Origin of the sequence: Streptomyces sp. NPDC007264 (assembly GCF_042869095.1) — a bacterium.
Classification (GTDB): Bacteria; Actinomycetota; Actinomycetes; order Streptomycetales; family Streptomycetaceae; genus Streptomyces.
In genome coordinates this window covers 189,534-208,687 of the sequence record NZ_JBIAFD010000010.1, presented here as the reverse complement: position 1 = coordinate 208,687, position 19,154 = coordinate 189,534, and the positions used below count along the sequence as shown (strand labels likewise).

The window sequence follows — 19,154 nt, the reverse complement described above, 5'->3', positions numbered from 1 at the left end:
AAGTCCCACAAGGCTCACCGAAGAGCGGCAATGTGCCTCCAGCGGTGATGTCGTGGCAAAACGGACCATCGCGCTGGTGGGGGGCGAATGCCTCCTAGCGGACCCCCGCGTCGGCAGCGGGGGAAGATGTGCCAGAGTTGCCACGTCCGCCCTGTCAGCACGTACCGTACGGCAGCACAGGTGGGACCAGGTGGGGCAGCGGGAAGGGGCAGCCGGTTTGACCACGCACGCACCGCAGGCGGCGCAGGCCGTGACGCTGCCCGCCTCGCTGGACGAGGCAGTGGCGGTCCTCGCCGCCATGCCGGCCGCCGTCCCCGTGGCGGGCGGCACCGACCTGATGGCCGCGGTCAACTCCGGGCAGCTGCGGCCCGCCGCGCTCGTCGGGCTCGGCCGCATCAGCGAGATCCGCGGCTGGCAGTACCAGGACGGCCACGCGCTGCTCGGCGCCGGCCTCACGCACGCGCGCATGGGACGCCCCGACTTCGCGGCCCTCATCCCCGCCCTCGCGGCGGCGGCGCGCGCGGCCGGGCCGCCGCACATCCGCAACGCGGGCACCCTGGGCGGCAACATCGCCTCGGCGGCCCCCACCGGAGACGCGCTGCCGGTGCTGGCCGCCCTGGAGGCCACGCTGATCATCGCGGGCCCCGACGGGGCCCGGCGTGAGATCCCGGTCTCGCACCTGCTCGCCGGCGTGGAGATGCTGCGCGCCGGTGAACTCATCGGCTACGTGCGCGTGCCGCTGCTGCACGCCCCCCAGGTCTTCCTGAAGGCGACCGGGCGCACCGGGCCCGGCCGCTCCCTGGCGTCCGTGGCCCTCGTCCTCGACCCGGCCCGGCGCGGCGTGCGCTGCGCCGTCGGCGCCATAGCACCGATGCCGCTGCGCCCCCTGGACGCCGAGCAGTGGGTCGCCCGCCTCATCGACTGGGACAACAACCGCGCGATCGTCCCCGACGCCCTCTCCGCCTTCGGGGAGTACGTCGCCGCGGCCTGCATCCCCGACCCGGCCCCGGCGGAGGACGGCACCGTGCAACAGCTTCCGCCCGCCGTACTGCACCTGCGGCGCACCGTCGCCGCGCTGGCCCGACGAGCACTGGGGAGGGCGCTGTCGTGACCGACGACCGGCACGAGGAGCAGGACGGCCGCGGCTCCTGGGAGCGGCTGCCGCAGGGGGACTACGACGACGGCGCCACGGCCTTCGTCCAGCTCCCCGAAGGAGGGATCGACGCCCTCCTCGCCTCCGACAGCCCGCTGGCGGCACCGGGCCACGGCTATGTGCCCCCGACGTTCACGCCGGCGGACACGGGCGCGAACCCGGCGGCCGGCGACATCTGGGGCACGCCCGCCGAGGGCGCCCGGTGGCCCGAGCCGGACACCGCCCAGGGGGAGGGCGGCGACGGCTTCACGTACCACCCGGGGTCGACCGGGCAGTGGGACTTCCAGGAGGCGGCGGGCGCGCAGCAGCCCACCGCCCCGGGGCACGACGTCACCGGCGAGTGGTCCATCCCGGTGGCGGGCGGTGACCTGCCGGACGAATCGGGCGAGTTCAGTACGTCGTCGCTCGTCGAGCAGTGGGGCGGCACCCCGCCCCCGACCCTGCCCGGCGGCGCGGCCGCGCCCTGGGCGACGGAAGCGGGCGGACAGCCGTGGCCGGAGCAGGACGGGGAGCCCCCCGCCGACCCGGCCGCGGAAGCGCCCGCCCAGGGCCCTGGAGAGCCGTCCGGAGGGTCGTACGGGTACGCGGGGGCAGCGGGTGCCCCCGGGGCGCCGGAGGCCGCCCAGGAGCCCGTCGGGCCCGTCGGTGCGCCCGACGCCGGGCGGACGCAGGACCCCGTACCCCCCGCCGCCGTGCCGGATCCGGCACCGCAGGCCGCCGACCCGCAGGAGCCCGCTCCCGAACAGGACGCCGAACAGGACGCCGGGCAGGACGCCGGGCAGGATCCCGCGCCCGCACACGACGAACACTCCCTGGCTTCGTACGTCCTGCGGGTGAACGGCGCCGACCGGCCCGTCACGGACGCGTGGATCGGCGAGTCGCTGCTGTACGTGCTGCGCGAGCGGCTCGGTCTCGCCGGCGCCAAGGACGGCTGCTCGCAGGGGGAGTGCGGCGCCTGCAACGTGCAGGTCGACGGACGGCTCGTCGCGTCCTGCCTGGTGCCCGCCGCCACCGCCGCGGGCAGCGAGGTACGCACGGTCGAGGGCCTCGCCGCCGACGGACAGCCCTCGGACGTGCAGCGGGCGCTCGCCCGGTGCGGCGCCGTGCAGTGCGGCTTCTGCGTGCCCGGCATGGCGATGACCGTGCACGACCTCCTGGAGGGCAACCCCGCCCCCACGGAACTGGAGACCCGGCAGGCGCTGTGCGGCAACCTGTGCCGCTGCTCCGGCTACCGCGGAGTCCTGGAGGCCGTCCAGGAGGTCGTCGCCGAGCGCGAGGCGCACGCCGAGGCCGAGGCGCCGGACGGCGAAGAGGCCCGCATCCCGCACCAGGCGGGCCCCGGGGCGGGCGGCGTCCACGCCTCCGCGTTCGGGAACACGGCCCCGCACGAGCACCCGTACGGCCAGGACGGAGGCCAGGCGTGAGCAACGAAGCCGCCACCGCGACCACCCCCGCGGCCGCACCGGCCCCGGAGCCGCTGCCGCACGGCCTCGGCGCCTCCCTGCCGTCCTCCGACGCACGGGCCAAGGCCGAGGGCACGTTCCCCTACGCGGCCGACCTGTGGGCCGAAGGCCTGCTGTGGGCGGCCGTGCTGCGCTCCCCGCACCCGCACGCGCGCATCCTCTCCATCGACACCCGCCACGCGCGCGAGATGCCCGGCGTCCGCGCCGTCGTCACCCATGAGGACCTGCCCGCCGGCGCGCTCCACGGCCGCGGCGCGGCCGACCGCCCCGTGTTCGCCTCGGAGGTCGTGCGCCACCACGGCGAGCCCATCGCCGCCGTCGCCGCCGACCATCCCGACACCGCACGCCTGGCCGCCGCCGCCGTCATCGTCGAGTACGAGGTGCTCGACCCGGTGACCGACCCCGAGCAGGCGTTCGAGGCGGAGCCCCTGCACCCCGACGGGAACCTCATCCGGCACATCCCGCTGCGCCACGGCGACCCCGCCGCCGCCGGAGAGGTCGTCGTCGAGGGCCTGTACCGCATCGGCCGCCAGGACCCGGCGCCCATCGGCGCGGAGGCCGGCCTGGCCGTGCCCCGGCCCGACGGCGGGGTCGAGCTGTACGTCGCCTCCACCGATCCGCACACCGACCGCGACCGCGCCGCCGCCGTCTACGGGCTGGCACCCGAGCAGGTGAAGGTCGTGGTCACCGGGGTGCCCGGCGCCACCGCCGACCGCGAGGACCAGAGCTTCCAGCTGCCGCTCGGACTGCTCGCCCTGAAGACCGGCTGCCCGGTGAAGCTGACCGCCACCCGCGAGGACTCCTTCCTGGGGCACGTCCACCGCCACCCCACCCTGCTGCGGTACCGCCACCACGCGGACGCCGAGGGCAGGCTGGTGAAGGTCGAGGCGCAGATCCTGCTGGACGCGGGCCCCTACGCGGACACCTCCTCCGACGCCCTCGCCGCGGCCGTCTCCTTCGCCTGCGGCCCGTACGTCGTCCCCAACGCCTTCATCGAGGGCTGGGCCGTGCGCACCAACAACCCGCCGTCGGGCCATGTGCGCGGCGAGGGCGCGATGCAGGTGTGCGCCGCGTACGAGGCCCAGATGGACAAGCTCGCCAAGAAACTGGGTGTGGACCCGGCCGAGCTGCGGCTGCGCAACGTCATGGCGACGGGCGACCTGCTGCCGACGGGCCAGACGGTGACCTGCCCGGCACCGGTGGCCGAACTGCTCCAGGCGGTCCGGGACCACCCGCTGCCCCCGCTGCCCAAGGACATCCCCGAGGAGGAGTGGCTGCTGCCCGGCGGCCCCGAGGGCGCCGGCGAACCCGGCGCGGTGCGGCGCGGCGTCGGCTACGGCCTCGGCATGGTGCACATGCTCGGTGCGGAGGGCGCGGACGAGGTCTCCACGGCGACGGTGAAGGTGCAGGACGGGGTGGCGACCGTGCTGTGCGCGGCCGTCGAGACCGGTCAGGGCTTCACCACGCTGGCCCGTCAGATCGTCCAGGAGACGCTGGGCATCGACGAGGTGCGCGTCGCCCCCGTCGACACCGACCAGCCGCCCGCGGGCGCCGGCTGCCGGGGCCGCCACACCTGGGTGTCGGGCGGCGCGGTGGAACGCGCGGCGAAGATGGTCCGCACGCAGTTGCTGCAGCCCCTGGCGCACAAGTTCGGCATGTCGACGGAGCTGCTCCAGATCACCGACGGGAAGATCACCTCGTACGACGGCGTGCTGTCGACCACCGTCACCGAGGCCATGGACGGCAAGGAACTGTGGGCCACGGCGCAGTGCCGCCCGCACCCCACGGAGCCGCTGGACGAGACCGGCCAGGGCGACGCCTTCGTGGGCCTCGCGTTCTGCGCGATCCGCGCCGTGGTGGACGTCGACGTCGAGATCGGCGCGGTACGGGTCGTGGAGCTGGCACTGGCCCAGGACGTGGGCCGGGTGCTGAACCCGGCACAGCTCTCCGCGCGCCTGGAGGCAGGCGTCACCCAGGGCGTGGGCATCGCGCTCACCGAGAACCTGCGCACCGCGCGCGGCCTGATCCGCCACCCCGACCTGACGGGCTACTCCCTTCCGACCGCCCTGGACGCTCCCGACATCCGGATCGTCAAGCTGGTCGAGGAACGGGACGTGGTCGCGCCCTTCGGGGCGAAGGCGGTCAGCGCGGTCCCCGTGGTGACGTCCCCGGCGGCGATCGCCTCCGCCGTCCGCGCGGCGACGGGCCGCCCGGTCAACCGGTTGCCGATCCGCCCGCAGGCGGCGGTGGTGACGCAGTGACGGGCGACGACGGCACGTCGGAGGACCGGAGCCCCGGCTCCGCCCCGGCGGACGACGGCCCCCGCTACGAACCGGCGCCCGCCATGGGCAGACTGATGCTGGGTCTGCTGATCTTCGTGCTCGCAGCATTGGCCGTCGTCCTGGGCGGCGTGTACCTCACCTGACCCGCCGGCACCGCGATGGCGCGGCCGCACGGTCCGTGTGCGGGTCCGCGTTGTCAGTGGGTCCGGCGTTGTCAGTGGGTCCGCGTATCGTTCTCGGTGTCGGGCAAAGGCCGTTCGACGGCGGCGGGGGTGTCCCCCGCCCGGCGGGGGCACGCGGCACGAAGCACACGGGGGAAGCACATGGGCACGACCGAAGCGGCCGACGTGATCACGCTCACCGAGGCGGATCTGCATCCCCTGGTGACGCACGCGGAGACGCGAGACCTGCTGACGGGTCCCGGACTGCCGTCCGGCGGCACCCTGGTGCACTTCGGGGCGCTGGGCGGGCGGCCCGTGCTGCGCCGGGTGGCCGAGCTCGTCGACGACGCGGAGAAGCTCGCCGAGGAGCTGCGCGACCAGTTCGTCATAGGGTCGCTGCGCAGCCTCGACCAGGACCTGAAGTCGCTCCTGCTGGACGGCGCCACGGGCAGGGTCTCCACCGCGTACGTCTACCCGCGCGATCCCGGCCTGATGGACCGCTCCCCGCTCGCCCCCTCCCTGGGCGCGCTGCTGCGGTTCGCGGCCGCCACGGAGGAACTGACCGCGTGCCGCGGCCCGTTCGCGTCCGCCGGGTACGGCGCCAAGGCGGTGGCGGAGGCGTCCGAGCGGCTCTCGTCGGCGTTCGCCGCGATCGCCGGGGAGGACGGCCTGGCGGCGTACTGGCGGATGGCCGCGCTGATCCGCCCCCTGGCCCGGATCGCACGCCCCGGCGCGGACCTCAGGCTCGACCTGCCGCCGGGACTGCTGGACGACGACTTCGGCCCGGCCGCGGTCATGCACTTCGAGGACGTCGACTTCCCCTGCGCGCTGACGCACGAGCCGACGCGCCGCTTCCTGCGCGAGGTGGGCCTGCCGGAGGACGGCTTCTGGTACAGCCTGGACACGGACGTCCCGCTGGCCACCCTGGCCGAGTACCACGTGGACGAGCCGGGCGCGGAGGCCTACCTCCCCGAGAGCGCGGACCGGCTGATACGGCTCGGCTACCTGGTGGACGACAGCAGCCTGGTCGTCGACGGCGCCACCGGGGCGGTCCTGTACTGGAGCGAGCCCGAAGGCATCCTGCGCCCGCTCAACGCGGACGTCTCCACCCTGGCGTTCACCGTCTGGCTGGTGCACCGGGAGCAGGCGCTGGCCGAGGACCACGGCCTCACGGACGCGTACGAGGAACTGGCCGCCACCATGGTCGAAACCCTCGCCGCCGTCGACCCGATCGCCTGCGACCGGACCCCGACCGCCCCGGAGGACGACGGCTGGCGCTACTGGCGCGAGGTCTTCGAGGACGAGGCGAACGGCGGCCTGTAGGCGCCGGCACGACACGGCAACGGCACATGACCGGCAACGCCACATGACCGGCCACGCCACGGCCGCCCGCCGCCCGCGCCGCACGGCGCGCACAGCCGCGGCACCCCCACGAGGCATCGGTTTGCGCTGTTTGCACCGTTTGCGGCGACGGTGTCCTGATCACCGACGGTGAGTTGACAGGTCAGGCAGTCGGAGGCCGTGGCGGGAATCGAACCCGCGTCACTCGCTTTGCAGGCGAGTCCCTCAACCACTCGGGCACACGGCCGGGACCAGGTGCGGCACGGTTTCACTCGTTCCGACCCGACGCATCGACCGTAGGGCGGGCGGCCGGAGGGGCTCAAGGGAAGCGCGGGCGCTGCAACGGGACTGCCATGCCCCGTTCACAAAGGGGCGGCCGAAGCGGGTCCTACGACCAAGGTCCGAACCGGCCCCCGTCCACGGCCAGGAGTCACCGCGGTCCCAGCCCCTTACGCTGACCTGCATGGCAGCCCTGGAACCCCGCGACACCGACGTCGCCCACGCCGCTCCCGCCCCCTCCGGCGACGCCACCGGTGTGCTGAGCCGGCCGTACCGGGCGCTGAGCGTCGGCATCGTCTCCGTCGTCCTGGTCATCGCCTTCGAGGCGACCGCGGTCGGTACGGCGATGCCGGTCGCGGCGCGGGAGCTGGACGGGGTGTCCCTGTACGCCTTCGCGTTCTCCGGGTACTTCACCACCAGCCTGCTCGGCATGGTGCTCGCCGGGCAGTGGTCGGACCGCCGCGGCCCGCTCGGCTCGCTCAGCTGCGGCATCGCCGCCTTCGCGGCCGGGCTGCTGCTGTCCGGGACGGCCGGGGCGATGTGGCCGTTCATCCTGGGGCGGGCCGTGCAGGGGCTGGGCGGCGGACTCGTCATCGTGGCGCTGTACGTGGTCGTGGGCCGGGCCTACCCCGAGCGGCTGCGGCCCGCCATCATGGCGGCGTTCGCCGCGGGCTGGGTGATCCCGTCCGTGGTCGGCCCGCTGGCGTCGGGCGCGGTGACCGAACACCTCGGCTGGCGCTGGGTGTTCCTCGGCATCCCCCTGCTCGTGGTGTTCCCGCTGGTGCTCGCGCTGCCGCAGATACGGCGCAGGGCGGGCGGCCCCGCCGAGAAGGCCGTCCCGGGCTCCTTCGACGTCCGCCGCATCCGGCTGGCGCTCGGCATCGCCGTGGGCGCGGGCCTGCTCCAGTACGCGGCCCAGGACCTGCGCTGGGTCTCCCTGGCGCCCGGCGTGGCGGGCGCCGCGCTCCTGGTCCCGGCGGTGCTCGGGCTGCTGCCCCGCGGTACCTACCGGGCGGCGCGCGGACTGCCGTCCGTGGTGCTGCTGCGCGGAGTGGCGGCCGGCGCCTACCTCTCCGCGGAGAGCTTCGTCCCGCTCATGCTCGTCACCCAGCGGGGACTGTCCCCGACCCTCGCCGGGTTCTCGCTCGCGGCGGGCGGCGCGACCTGGGCGCTGGGCTCGTACGTGCAGTCGAGGCCACGCCTGGAGCCGTACCGGGAACGGCTGATGACGCTCGGCATGCTCGTCGTCGCGGCCGCCATCGCCACGGCGCCCGGCGTGCTGATCCAGGCGGTCCCGGTCTGGACCGTCGCGGTCGCCTGGGGCTTCGGCTGCTTCGGTATGGGCCTGGTGATCTCCTCGACCAGCGTCCTGCTGCTGCACCTGTCGGCTCCCGAGGAGGCGGGCGCCAACTCGGCCGCCCTGCAGATCTCCGACGCCCTCTCCAACGTCCTGTTGCTCGCGGCGGGCGGCGCCGCGTTCGCGGCGCTCGGAGGCGGCACGGTCGCCCGCACGGCCACCGGGGCGACCGCCGACGGCTCCCGGCCGGCCGCGTTCGCCGCGGTGTTCCTGCCGATGGCGGCGGTGGCGCTGGTGGGCGCGTGGGTGACGACCCGACTGCGGGAGCGGTGAGCGGGGGCCGGTCCGGTGGTCGGTGAGGCGGGGGCAGGCCGGGGGTCGGTGAGGCGGGGGTCGGCCCGTGACCGGTGAGGCGGGGGCCCGTCCGGTGGTCGGTGAGGCGGGGGCAGGCCGGGGGTCGGTGAGGCGGGGGGCGGTCCGCGACTGGTGGGGCGGGGGCCGGTCCGGTGGTCGGTGACGCGGAGGCAGGCCGGTGGTCTGTGACCCGTGTCGCACCGTGGCCGGATGCGGCGGCGTCCGCGGGAGGGGCGGGTGAGGTCCCCGGTAGGGTGGCCCGGTTGTCATACCCAGCCGAGCGGCCCGACCACCACCACCCACGGAGACCGTGACTACCACCCGCCCGTCATCCGCCACCGCCCTCAACGGGGAGCCCTCCCGGCCCGCCCACGCTCCCAGCGGCTCCTCGCACTCGCACCACCTCTCGCCCGCCTTCCCCGGCCGTGCGCCCTGGGGCACCGCCGGCAAGCTGCGCGCCTGGCAGCACGGGGCCATGGAGAAGTACATCCAGGAGCAGCCGCGGGACTTCCTCGCCGTCGCCACGCCCGGCGCCGGCAAGACCACCTTCGCGCTGACGCTCGCGTCGTGGCTGCTGCACCACCACGTCGTCCAGCAGGTGACCGTGGTCGCGCCCACCGAGCACCTGAAGAAGCAGTGGGCGGAGGCCGCCGGGCGGATCGGGATCCGGCTGGATCCCGAGTACAGCGCGGGGCCGCTGAACAGGGAGTACCACGGCGTCGCCGTCACCTACGCGGGCGTCGGCGTCCGCCCCATGCTGCACCGCAACCGCGTCGAGCAGCGCAAGACCCTCGTCATCCTCGACGAGATCCACCACGCGGGCGACTCCAAGTCCTGGGGCGAGGCGTGCCTGGAGGCGTTCGAGCCCGCCACCCGTCGACTCGCCCTCACCGGCACGCCGTTCAGGTCCGACACCAATCCCATCCCCTTCGTGGCGTACGAGGAGGGCAACGACGGGATCCGGCGGTCCGCCGCCGACTACACGTACGGATACGGGTCCGCCCTCGCCGACGGAGTCGTGCGGCCGGTCATCTTCCTCTCCTACAGCGGCAACATGCGCTGGCGCACCAAGGCGGGCGACGAGATCGCCGCCCGGCTCGGCGAGCCCATGACCAAGGACGCCGTCAGCCAGGCGTGGCGCACCGCCCTCGACCCGCGCGGCGACTGGATGCCCAGCGTGCTGCGCGCGGCCGACCAGCGTCTCACCGAGGTCCGCAAGGCCATCCCCGACGCCGGCGCCCTCGTCATCGCCTCGGACCAGGAGTCGGCTCGCGCCTACGCCAAGCTCATCCGTGACATCACCGGACACCGGGCGACCCTCGTGCTGTCCGACGACTCCGGCGCCTCGAACCGCATCGACGAGTTCAGCGGCAACGACGACCGCTGGATGGTGGCGGTGCGCATGGTGTCCGAGGGCGTCGACGTGCCCCGGCTCGCCGTCGGGGTGTACGCGACCACCATCTCCACCCCGCTCTTCTTCGCCCAGGCGGTCGGCCGCTTCGTACGGTCCCGGCGCCGCGGCGAGACGGCGTCCGTCTTCGTGCCGACCATCCCCGACCTGCTGACCTTCGCCAACGAGATGGAGGTCGAGCGGGACCACGTCCTCGACAAGCCGAAGAAGGACGGCGAGGAGGACCCGTACGCCGAGGAGGAGAAGCTCCTCCAGGAGGCCGAGAAGCAGCAGGACGAGGACACCGGCGAGCAGGACATGCTGCCGTTCGAGGCACTGGAGTCCGACGCCGTCTTCGACCGGGTCATGTACAACGGCGCCGAGTTCGGCATGCAGGCCCACCCCGGCAGCGAGGAGGAGCAGGACTACCTCGGCATCCCGGGCCTGCTCGAACCCGACCAGGTGCAACTGCTGCTGCAGAAGCGGCAGGCCCGGCAGATCGCGCACAGCCGCAGGAAGCCGGACACGGAGGCCGACCTGCTGGAGCTGCCCGCCGACCGGCGGCCCGTGGTCAGCCACAAGGAACTGCTGGAGCTGCGCAAGCAGCTCAACACGATGGTCGGTGCGTACGTCCACCAGAGCGGCAAGCCGCACGGTGTGATCCACACCGAACTGCGCCGCGTCTGCGGCGGCCCCCCGAGCGCCGAGTGCACCGCGGGCCAACTGCGCCAGCGGATCGCCAAGGTGCAGGAGTGGGCGACCCGCATGCGGTGACGGCGACGTCCGGCCCGGACGTCGGTGTCACCGACGTCCAGGCCTGGACGTCCGGATCCCGGCCGGGCAGGAGACCCGGACGTCGGAGGTCCGGACGTCGGAGGTCCGCACGGCCGGTCCCGCGTCTCCACGGTCGGCCGACGGGCCGCCATGAAGAGGCGTGATGTCACGAACCCGCTGCGTTTTTCGGGTCGCGTCACGCTTTATCCACTCCATATCACCGCAAAGAGATCAGGCGCGGGCCGTCCACTGCCCGGATTCTGGACGGAGCCTTCCGCTGAGCGAACCGGCTCGCTACTGTCCCGCTACGCACACGCCCCGTGGCAGCGCCGCCGCGGAGCGCAGCCGTGAAGCGACGAGTCCGGGAGCCGCCCGGGTCGCCGGCCGATCGGGGGCCTCTGAGACGCGTCGCCGACGGGACTCGACGACGCATCCGCCGCGAGGGGGCCGCCGACCTCACCACTAAGGAGTGGGCGTCGTGACCGCGGAGACTTCCCAGACGCTCGATCGGGGCCTCAGGGTCCTCAAGCTGCTGGCCGACACGGACCACGGGCTGACCGTCACCGAACTGTCCAACAAACTGGGCGTGAACCGGACCGTGGTGTACCGGTTGCTGGCCACGCTGGAGCAGCACTCGCTCGTACGCCGCGACCTGGGGGGCCGTGCCCGGGTCGGGCTGGGTGTGCTGCGCCTGGGGCGCCAGGTCCACCCGTTGGTGCGCGAGGCCGCGCTGCCCGCGCTGCGGGCGCTCGCCGAGGACATAGGGGCGACCGCGCACCTCACGCTCGTCGACGGGACGGAGGCGCTGGCCGTCGCGGTCGTGGAGCCGACCTGGACCGACTACCACGTGGCGTACCGCGCCGGGTTCCGGCATCCGCTCGACCGGGGAGCCGCCGGCCGCGCGATCCTCGCCGCCCGCGAGCAGCCGGTCGCCGAGCCCGGGTACACGCTCACCCACGGCGAGTTGGAGGCGGGTGCGAGCGGGGCGGCCGCGCCGCTGATCGGGGTGACCGGGGTGGAGGGCAGCGTGGGGGTCGTCATGCTGTCGGATTCGGTACCGGAGAGGGTGGGCCCCCGGGTGGTGGACGCCGCCCGCGAGGTGGCGGAGGCGCTGCGCTAGCACCCCGGCAGGCGACGTCTGCCCGTCGGCGGCCGGGGACGGGCGTCGACGGGACCTGAGGGCCGACGGGACCGGGGGCCTCCACGACGCCGCTCCTCGCGCCCGCCGGCGCCCACCGGGACCCGGCCGGGCACCACCGTCGCGTTAGATTGGCCCCGTGCTCTCTCGCCTCTCCCGTTCCCGGGCCGTCGCCGTCTGCGCCCTGCCCGTCGTGGCCCTGCTCGCCACGGCCGTGTCCGTGCCGCTGCCGTTCGCGGTGGCGCAGCCCGGCATGACGGCCGATGTCCTCGGCGAGAACGACGGCGCCCCCGTGATCACGATCAGCGGGACGCCGACCCGCGCGACCACCGGCCAGTTGCGAATGACGACGATCGAGGCGACGGGCCCCGACACGGACGTCTCCCTGGGCCAGGTGATCGACGGCTGGTTCCGCACGGACCGTGCGGTGCTGCCGCGCGACTCGGTCTACCCGAGCGGCAACAGCGTCAAGGAGATCGAGCAGCACAACGCCGAGCAGATGAAGCAGTCCCAGGACGCGGCGACCCGGGCGGCGCTGAAGTACCTGGACCTCGGCGGCAAGAAGGTGAAGGTCACGCTGAAGCTCGCGGACGTCGGCGGCCCCAGCGCGGGGCTGCTGTTCACCCTCGGCATCATCGACAAGCTGGACGGCGACGGCAGCGGCGGCGACCTCACGGGCGGCCGCACCATCGCCGGTACGGGCACCATCGACGAGGCGGGACGCGTCGGGGCGGTCGGCGGGGTCGCCCTCAAGACGCGGGCCGCACGCCGCGACGGCGCGACGGTCTTCCTGGTCCCGAAGGCGGAGTGCTCCGACGCGAAGGCGGAACTGCCGAAGGGGCTGCGGCTGGTCCCGGTGACCACGCTGAAGAGCGCGGTCGACGCCCTGGTGGCACTGGAGAAGGGCAAGGGCCCGGTCCCCGGCTGCTAGCTGGCTAGCGCTGTGGCCGGAAAGGCTCCTGGTCCCCCTCCCGGTCCTCCGCCGCCTGCTCCACCAGCGGGATGATCCGCAGCGGAACGGGATTCTCCATGACGATCGCGGTGGCGGCGCGGACGATGCCGTCGAAGCCGACGACCCGGTCGATCACGCGCTGGAGGTCTGCGTTCGACCGGGCCACCAGGCGGCACAGCATGTCCCCGCTGCCGGTGGTGGTGTGCAGTTCGAGCACCTCGGGCACGCTCGCCAGATGGGCCCGGACGTCCGGCCCCTGCCCCTGCCGGATCTCCAGCGTCGCGAACGCCGTGACGGGATAGCCGAGCGCCGCCGGGTCCACCTGCGGCCCGAACCCACGGATGACCCCGTTCGACCGGAGCCGGTCCAGCCGCGCCTGGGCGGTGCCGCGCGCGACCCCGAGCCGCCGGGACATCTCCAGCACCCCGATCCGGGGCTCCCGCGCCAGCAGCACGATGAGCCGGGCGTCCAGGTGATCGATCGCCATGCCGCGCTCCTCGATGGTCATCATGTGCAGAACGCCCGCCGATACGGGGCCTCCGCTGTGCATATTGTCCAGCACATACGCAAACTATTGCGCACCTTGCGGAGACGGGTGAGGCTGCCGCTATGACGCAGACCACACACCACACCCCTGACACGGCGCGCGAGGCGGACCCCTTCCCGGTCAAGGGAATGGACGCGGTCGTCTTCGCGGTGGGCAACGCCAAACAGGCCGCGCACTACTACTCCACCGCCTTCGGCATGCGGCTCGTCGCCTACTCGGGACCCGAGAACGGCAGCCGCGAGACCGCCTCGTACGTCCTGGAGAACGGTTCCGCGCGTTTCGTCCTCACCTCCGTCATCAAGCCCGCCACCACCTGGGGCCACTTCCTCGCCCAGCACGTGGCCGAGCACGGCGACGGCATCGTCGACCTCGCCCTGGAGGTCCCGGACGCGCGCGCCGCGTACGCCTACGCCGTCGAGCAGGGCGCCCGCTCGGTCGCCGAGCCGTACGAGCTGAAGGACGAGCACGGCACGGTCGTCCTGGCCGCCGTCGCCACCTACGGCGAGACCCGCCACACCCTGGTCGAACGCACCGGTTACGACGGCCCGTACCTGCCCGGCTTCAGCGCCGCCGACCCGATCGTCGAGCCGCCCGCGCACCGCACCTTCCAGGCGATCGACCACTGCGTCGGCAACGTCGAACTCGGCCGGATGAACGAGTGGGTCGGCTTCTACAACCGGGTCATGGGCTTCACGAACATGAAGGAGTTCGTGGGCGACGACATCGCGACCGAGTACAGCGCCCTGATGTCCAAGGTCGTCGCCGACGGGACGCTCAAGGTCAAGTTCCCGATCAACGAGCCGGCCATCGCCAAGAAGAAGTCCCAGATCGACGAGTACCTGGAGTTCTACGGCGGCCCCGGCGTCCAGCACGTCGCGCTCAACACCAACGACATCGTGCGGACGGTACGCACGATGCGCGCGGCGGGCGTGGAGTTCCTCGACACCCCGGACTCGTACTACGACACCCTCGGCGAATGGGTCGGCGACACCCGTGTCCCCGTCGAGACCCTGCGGGAGCTGAAGATCCTGGCCGACCGCGACGAGGACGGCTATCTGCTGCAGATCTTCACCAAGCCGGTCCAGGACCGTCCCACGGTCTTCTTCGAGATCATCGAGCGCCATGGCTCCATGGGCTTCGGCAAGGGCAACTTCAAGGCCCTGTTCGAGGCGATCGAGCGGGAGCAGGCCAAGCGGGGCAATCTGTAACGCCGGTCGCCGCGCCGCCGCCCGCTCCCCGAGCGGCCCCACGGACCATGCCCCGTGGGGCCGTCTCGTGCGTGCTCCTCGCGCAGACGGGTTCACAGTGCCGCCCCCGGGTGCGACTCTGTGATCATGAGCCGTATCGAAGCCCCGCGCGACGAGGCCACCGGCGCCCTCGTCGACCGCCTGCGGACCGGCCTGCCCGCCGAGGCCGTCCTGGCCGACCCCGAGGTCACGGCCTCCTACGCGAACGACATGGCCAGCTTCTGCGCGTCCGGCACCCCGGCCGTGGTGGTGCTGCCGCGCACCGTCGAGCAGGTCCAGCACGTCATGCGGACCGCCACCGAGCTGCGGGTCCCGGTCGTCCCGCAGGGCGCCCGCACCGGCCTGTCGGGCGCGGCCAACGCCTCCGACGGCTGCATCGTGCTGTCGCTGACGAAGATGGACCGCATCCTGGAGATCAGCCCGGTCGACCGGATCGCGGTCGTCGAGCCGGGCGTCGTCAACGCCACGCTCTCCCGTGCGGTGGGCGAACACGGCCTGTACTACCCGCCGGACCCCTCCAGTTGGGAGATGTGCACGATCGGCGGCAACATCGGCACGGCTTCCGGCGGTCTGTGCTGCGTGAAGTACGGGGTGACGGCCGAGTACGTCCTCGGTCTCGACGTCGTGCTCGCCGACGGGCGTCTGATGTCCACCGGCCGCCGTACGGCCAAGGGCGTCGCCGGTTACGACCTCACCCGGCTCTTCGTCGGCTCCGAAGGCTCGCTCGGCATCGTCGTGGGCGCGACCCTCGCGCTGAAACCGCAGCCGCCCCGGCAGCTGGTGCTGGCCGCGGAGTTCTCGTCCGCGACCGCCGCCTGCGACGCCGTCTGCCGGATCATGGCGGGAGGGCACGTCCCGTCCCTGCTCGAACTGATGGACCGTACGACCGTCAAGGCCGTCAACGACCTGGCGCACATGGGCCTCCCCGAGAGCACGGAGGCCCTGTTGCTCGCCGCCTTCGACACTCCTGACCCGGCCACCGACCTCGCCGCGGTCGGCGCGCTGTGCGAGGCCGCCGGCGCCACCCAGGTCGTCCCGGCCGACGATGCGGCCGAGTCCGAACTGCTCCTGCAGGCGCGGCGGTTGTCGCTCACCGCGCTGGAGGCCGTCAAGGGCACCACGATGATCGACGATGTGTGCGTGCCCCGCTCCCGGCTCGGCGACCTGCTCGAGGGGATCGAGCGGATCGCCGAGAAGTACAAGCTCACCATCGGGGTCTGCGCGCACGCGGGCGACGGCAACACGCACCCCACCGTCTGCTTCGACGCCCAGGACCCCGACGAGTCCCGCCGCGCCCGCGAGTCCTTCGACGAGATCATGGGCCTCGGCCTGGAACTCGGGGGCACGATCACCGGCGAGCACGGCGTGGGCGTCCTGAAGAAGGAGTGGCTGGCGCGGGAGCTCGGCCCGGTCGGCCTGGAGATGCAGCGGGCGGTCAAACAGGTCTTCGACCCACTGGGCATCCTCAACCCGGGCAAGCTCTTCTGACCCCGGCGCCGCGGGAACGCTGCCGCGGCCCGCGTACCTCGTTTCGGAGCATTTCTTTCGGGGTGTGTTCCGGGTATGTGAAGGGCGTGCGCGGTGTCGCCCGGAAAGGGGCGGGTCCGGGCGGAGCGGACGTGGCGCATGCCCCCGTCTGATAGATGTGGAGGCTCCAATGACCCCGCGAGCAGATACGGGACGACGGACATGAGCGCCCCAACCCCGGCACCCGGTGACGACAGGCCCCGTGAAGGGTATTACCCGGATCCGTCCATTCCTGGATATGTCCGGTACTGGAACGGCGCCGCCTGGGTGCCGGGCACCAGCCGGCCGGCGCCCACCGAAGGCGAGCCGCTGTCCCCGCCGTCCGGCGCGGCCCCGGCGCGGCCCTCGGTGGAGGAGACCGGCCCCCACTTCTTCGACGAGGACCCGGTCGACGAGCCCCGCGCGGCGGGTCCCGCCGACGCCCCGCACGGCAGCCGCCCGGAGCCCGCCTCGGCCTGGGGCGCCGACCGCTCCCAGCAGTCCGGCTTCGGCAGTGACCAGGACCGCCGGGTCTCGTGGGGCGCCGCCGGGGGCGCCGACCCGCGGCTTCCGCTCGCGGCCCGCCCCGACGACATCGCACATCGCGCGGACGGCACCGCGACGGTCCCGCCGGCCGGGTCCGGCTCCCTCGCCGCGGGCGGCTCCGGCGCCGACCCCTCCCCGGCACCCGACGGCACGATGACGTTCCGGCGGCCGAGACGCGGCGACGGCGACGCCGCCGCGGGCCGCGACACCTCCGGCACCGGGGGCCCCACGCCCTCCGAGGGCACCGTGACGTTCCGTGCGCTCTCCCCGCGCACGGGGGAGCAGGGCGGAAGCACGGAGGCGGCCGATTCCGGTTCGAGCCGGCCGGCCGTGCCGCATCCGCCGGACTCCCAGGCCGCGGCCCGCCGGGCGCTGGGTCTGGACCCCGGGGCCCCCGCCCCGCCGCCGCCCGCCCCGCCGCAGGCCCAGCCGCGACCGCAGCCTTCGGCGCCGGCGGCGCAGCCGCCCGCGACGGGCCTGCCGCCGCGGCCGCCGGCCGGTTCCGCCGCGCAGCAGCCCGCGGCCACGGGCCCCGGGCAGCCCGCCGCGGCCGGAGGCACGCCCATGACGACGGGCCCGGGCGGCGGCCAGCCCTCCTGGGCGCAGCAGGTGCACCGGCTGGCGAGCTCGGGCCCCGACGGCGAGCCGCCCGTCGCACCGTGGAAGCCACCGGTCGAGGACGTCTTCCAGGCGGCGGCGCGGGCGCAGGCGGCGGCGCGTCCCGCCGGTCTCGGCAGGCGTCTGGCGGCCCGGCTGCTGGACACCCTGGTCCTGGCGGCGGTCACGGGCGTGGCCGCGGTACCGCTGGCCACCAAGGCGATCGACCATGTCAACGCCAAGATCGACGCGGCCGAACTGTCCGGGCAGACCGTCACGGTGTGGCTCCTCGACGGCACGACCTCGGTCTACCTGGCCGTCGTGGTCGCGGTGCTCCTCGGCTTCGGCGTCCTCTACGAGGCGCTGCCCACGGCCAGATGGGGCCGCACCCTGGGCAAGAAGGTGTGCGGCCTGGAGGTGCGGGACATCGAGGGCCACGAACCGCCCGCCTTCGGCGCGGCCCTGCGCCGCTGGCTGGTCTACAGCGTCCCCGGACTGCTGGCCGTGGGCGTCGTCGGCGTCCTGTGGTGTCTGTTCGACCGCCCGTGGCGCCAGTGCTGGCACGACAAGGCGGCGCACACGTTCGTGGCGGGCTGACCCGGACGGACCTGTACGGATGCGGAGCCGGAGGGTTCGCGGTCGACTCGGGCCATGAGCACCGAACCGCCGCCGCCGGACTCCGCCGGCTCCCCGGACAACGACCGCTTCAGGAAGCAGCCCCCGCCGTCCGGCGGCGGCCCCGAGGGCGCGCCCCCACCGTCCGGGGGCGGCGGCCCCCAGGGGACGCCTCCGCCGCCCGAGGGCGGCCCTTACGGCACGCCCCCGCCCTACGGGGGCACCGGTCCGTACGGAGGGTCCCCGCGCGGCGGCGGAGGCCCCTACGGCGGTGGAGGCCCGTACAACGGCACGGACCCCCTCGCGGGCATGCCCCCGCTCGCCGACAGCGGCAGGCGCGTGCTAGCGCGCATCATCGACATGATCATCGTCGGAGTGGTCGTCTGGCTGCTGTCCTGGGCGTTCCGCACCACCCAGTACAACGTCGACACCAACCGGATCGAGTACAGCAAGTCGGTGGGCCAGTCCGTGATCGCCGCGGTGCTCTACGTCGCCTACGACACCGTCATGATCGCCAGGACGGGCCAGACGTTCGGCAAGAAGCTGCTGAACATGCGGGTGGCCAACCTCGTCGACGGCTCCACCCCATCCGTGCAGACCGCGCTGATCCGCGCGGCGGTGCTGTGGCTCCCGTTCGCGTTCTGCTGCGCCTGCATCTGGACCGCGATCTGCGGCGGCTGGAGCTTCTTCGACAAGCCCTACAAGCAGGGTCTGCACGACAAGGCGGCCAAGACGGTGGAGGTCAGCACGGTCTGAGGGGGGGCGGGGGAGCGGAGTGGTGCGTGCGGACGCACCTGCGGGCCCGTGGATCACGGGCCCGCAGGTCGTGTGCTCTGTCCGAACAGGTGCGGGGTGCCGCGAGGTGTTGCTGTGCACGCCCGGTTCAGGGGTTTGCCGGCTCCCGTGCGGACTCGGCGGGTGCGGCGGACCGCATCGACGCTCTCGGGCGTCCGGCCGGGGTCCGCTGCTGTGCGGAGGGCAGCCCGGCGGCGGCCGGCGCGGACCTCGGCACGGGGACCGTCACGGCGACGAGCAGTCCGAGGGCGAGCGCCGCAAGGGCGATCACGGCGATCCCCAGCCCCGAACTCGTCTGTGACAGCAGCAGCATGGCGAGGGTGGAGAAGATCACGGTGCAGGAACCGTAGGCGAGCTGTGCGGCAGTCGGACGAGGCATGGCGATTCCTCGGGGTGGGGGTCTCCCCCCGGTGCCTCTCGCGATGGGGGAGGATGCGGACAACTACGGTGTTCTGTGGGGCATATGCGGCCGAACTGCGAATCGTGGGCTGACAACGGTGTCGGCAGGGCAATCCGTCGTCATTCCGACGCTTCACCTACCGACTCTATTCGCCTGCATGCCCGAGTGGAACGCCCGGTAAGCGTGACCTAACCCACGGTGCCGGTGCACAGGGGGCGCACGGAGTCATGCAGTCCACCAACTGGACACGTGCGCGCGCCGGTTGACAGGCGATTATGCCGTTCGTATAGCGAACGCCCGGTTCCATTAATGCACTT

The 19,154-nt window shown here is 73.7% G+C and carries 15 protein-coding genes and 1 tRNA gene; 13 read left to right on the top strand and 3 right to left on the bottom strand.

The genetic code is table 11. The annotated features are described in order from the left end of the window. The first annotated feature begins 217 nt into the window (after positions 1 to 217). From ACFYMU_RS19535 to ACFYMU_RS19515, 5 genes are all read left to right on the top strand, one after another. Positions 218 to 1,111, top strand: a complete 894-nt coding sequence (locus ACFYMU_RS19535) for an FAD binding domain-containing protein (RefSeq protein WP_388374400.1) — start codon at positions 218 to 220, stop codon at positions 1,109 to 1,111. Further along, positions 1,108 to 2,577 (top strand): 2Fe-2S iron-sulfur cluster-binding protein, encoded by a 1,470-nt coding sequence (locus tag ACFYMU_RS19530; RefSeq protein ID WP_388374398.1) that lies wholly within the window; start codon positions 1,108 to 1,110, stop codon positions 2,575 to 2,577. The genes ACFYMU_RS19535 and ACFYMU_RS19530 overlap by 4 nt, the downstream gene beginning before the upstream one ends. Beyond that, a complete protein-coding gene (locus tag ACFYMU_RS19525; protein ID WP_388374396.1) occupies positions 2,574 to 4,877 on the top strand; it encodes a xanthine dehydrogenase family protein molybdopterin-binding subunit in 2,304 nt (767 codons plus the stop codon). Before ACFYMU_RS19530 ends, ACFYMU_RS19525 begins: the two co-directional genes overlap by 4 nt. Next, a complete protein-coding gene (locus ACFYMU_RS19520) occupies positions 4,874 to 5,041 on the top strand; it encodes a hypothetical protein (RefSeq protein ID WP_388374394.1) in 168 nt (55 codons plus the stop codon). Before ACFYMU_RS19525 ends, ACFYMU_RS19520 begins: the two co-directional genes overlap by 4 nt. A 180-nt stretch (positions 5,042 to 5,221) precedes the next feature. Next, complete coding sequence (locus tag ACFYMU_RS19515; protein WP_388374392.1) at positions 5,222 to 6,382, top strand: SUKH-4 family immunity protein; 1,161 nt, start codon at positions 5,222 to 5,224, stop codon at positions 6,380 to 6,382. Positions 6,383 to 6,575: 193 nt separating this feature from the next. Here ACFYMU_RS19515 and ACFYMU_RS19510 read toward each other — a convergent pair. After that, positions 6,576 to 6,647: transfer RNA gene (locus tag ACFYMU_RS19510), tRNA-Cys, on the bottom strand. A 216-nt stretch (positions 6,648 to 6,863) separates the two neighbouring features. On the opposite strand from ACFYMU_RS19510, the gene ACFYMU_RS19505 reads away from it, so the two are divergent. The 4 genes from ACFYMU_RS19505 (at position 6,864) to ACFYMU_RS19490 (ending at position 12,563) form a co-directional block, all read left to right on the top strand. Further along, positions 6,864 to 8,309 carry an MFS transporter gene (locus tag ACFYMU_RS19505; RefSeq protein ID WP_388374390.1) on the top strand — a complete coding sequence of 482 codons (1,446 nt, stop codon included), beginning with the start codon at positions 6,864 to 6,866 and terminating at the stop codon, positions 8,307 to 8,309. A 331-nt stretch (positions 8,310 to 8,640) separates the two neighbouring features. Continuing rightward, complete coding sequence (locus tag ACFYMU_RS19500; RefSeq protein ID WP_388374388.1) at positions 8,641 to 10,494, top strand: DEAD/DEAH box helicase; 1,854 nt, start codon at positions 8,641 to 8,643, stop codon at positions 10,492 to 10,494. 478 nt (positions 10,495 to 10,972) lie between these two features. Next, a complete protein-coding gene (locus tag ACFYMU_RS19495) occupies positions 10,973 to 11,614 on the top strand; it encodes an IclR family transcriptional regulator (protein ID WP_388374386.1) in 642 nt (213 codons plus the stop codon). A gap of 157 nt (positions 11,615 to 11,771) precedes the next feature. Further along, positions 11,772 to 12,563 (top strand): PDZ domain-containing protein, encoded by a 792-nt coding sequence (locus ACFYMU_RS19490; protein ID WP_388374384.1) that lies wholly within the window; start codon positions 11,772 to 11,774, stop codon positions 12,561 to 12,563. Between the two features lie 4 nt (positions 12,564 to 12,567). Here the strand turns inward: ACFYMU_RS19490 and ACFYMU_RS19485 are convergent, their stop codons facing one another. Further along, a complete protein-coding gene (locus ACFYMU_RS19485) occupies positions 12,568 to 13,071 on the bottom strand; it encodes an Lrp/AsnC family transcriptional regulator (RefSeq protein ID WP_388374382.1) in 504 nt (167 codons plus the stop codon). A 122-nt stretch (positions 13,072 to 13,193) separates the two neighbouring features. On the opposite strand from ACFYMU_RS19485, the gene hppD reads away from it, so the two are divergent. The 4 genes from hppD (at position 13,194) to ACFYMU_RS19465 (ending at position 18,398) form a co-directional block, all read left to right on the top strand. Beyond that, positions 13,194 to 14,339, top strand: a complete 1,146-nt coding sequence (hppD, locus tag ACFYMU_RS19480; protein ID WP_388374380.1) for a 4-hydroxyphenylpyruvate dioxygenase — start codon at positions 13,194 to 13,196, stop codon at positions 14,337 to 14,339. Between the two features lie 120 nt (positions 14,340 to 14,459). Then, on the top strand, positions 14,460 to 15,866 hold the full coding sequence (locus ACFYMU_RS19475; RefSeq protein ID WP_388374378.1) for an FAD-binding oxidoreductase: 1,407 nt from the start codon (positions 14,460 to 14,462) through the stop codon (positions 15,864 to 15,866). 201 nt (positions 15,867 to 16,067) lie between these two features. Next, a complete protein-coding gene (locus tag ACFYMU_RS19470) occupies positions 16,068 to 17,624 on the top strand; it encodes an RDD family protein (RefSeq protein WP_388374376.1) in 1,557 nt (518 codons plus the stop codon). Between the two features lie 54 nt (positions 17,625 to 17,678). Beyond that, the gene (locus ACFYMU_RS19465; RefSeq protein ID WP_388374374.1) at positions 17,679 to 18,398 is read left to right on the top strand and encodes an RDD family protein; all 720 of its coding nucleotides are present in this window, start codon (positions 17,679 to 17,681) and stop codon (positions 18,396 to 18,398) included. A gap of 127 nt (positions 18,399 to 18,525) precedes the next feature. Here the strand turns inward: ACFYMU_RS19465 and ACFYMU_RS19460 are convergent, their stop codons facing one another. Then, the gene (locus ACFYMU_RS19460) at positions 18,526 to 18,816 is read right to left on the bottom strand and encodes a hypothetical protein (RefSeq protein WP_388374372.1); all 291 of its coding nucleotides are present in this window, start codon (positions 18,814 to 18,816) and stop codon (positions 18,526 to 18,528) included. Positions 18,817 to 19,154 lie beyond the last annotated feature (338 nt).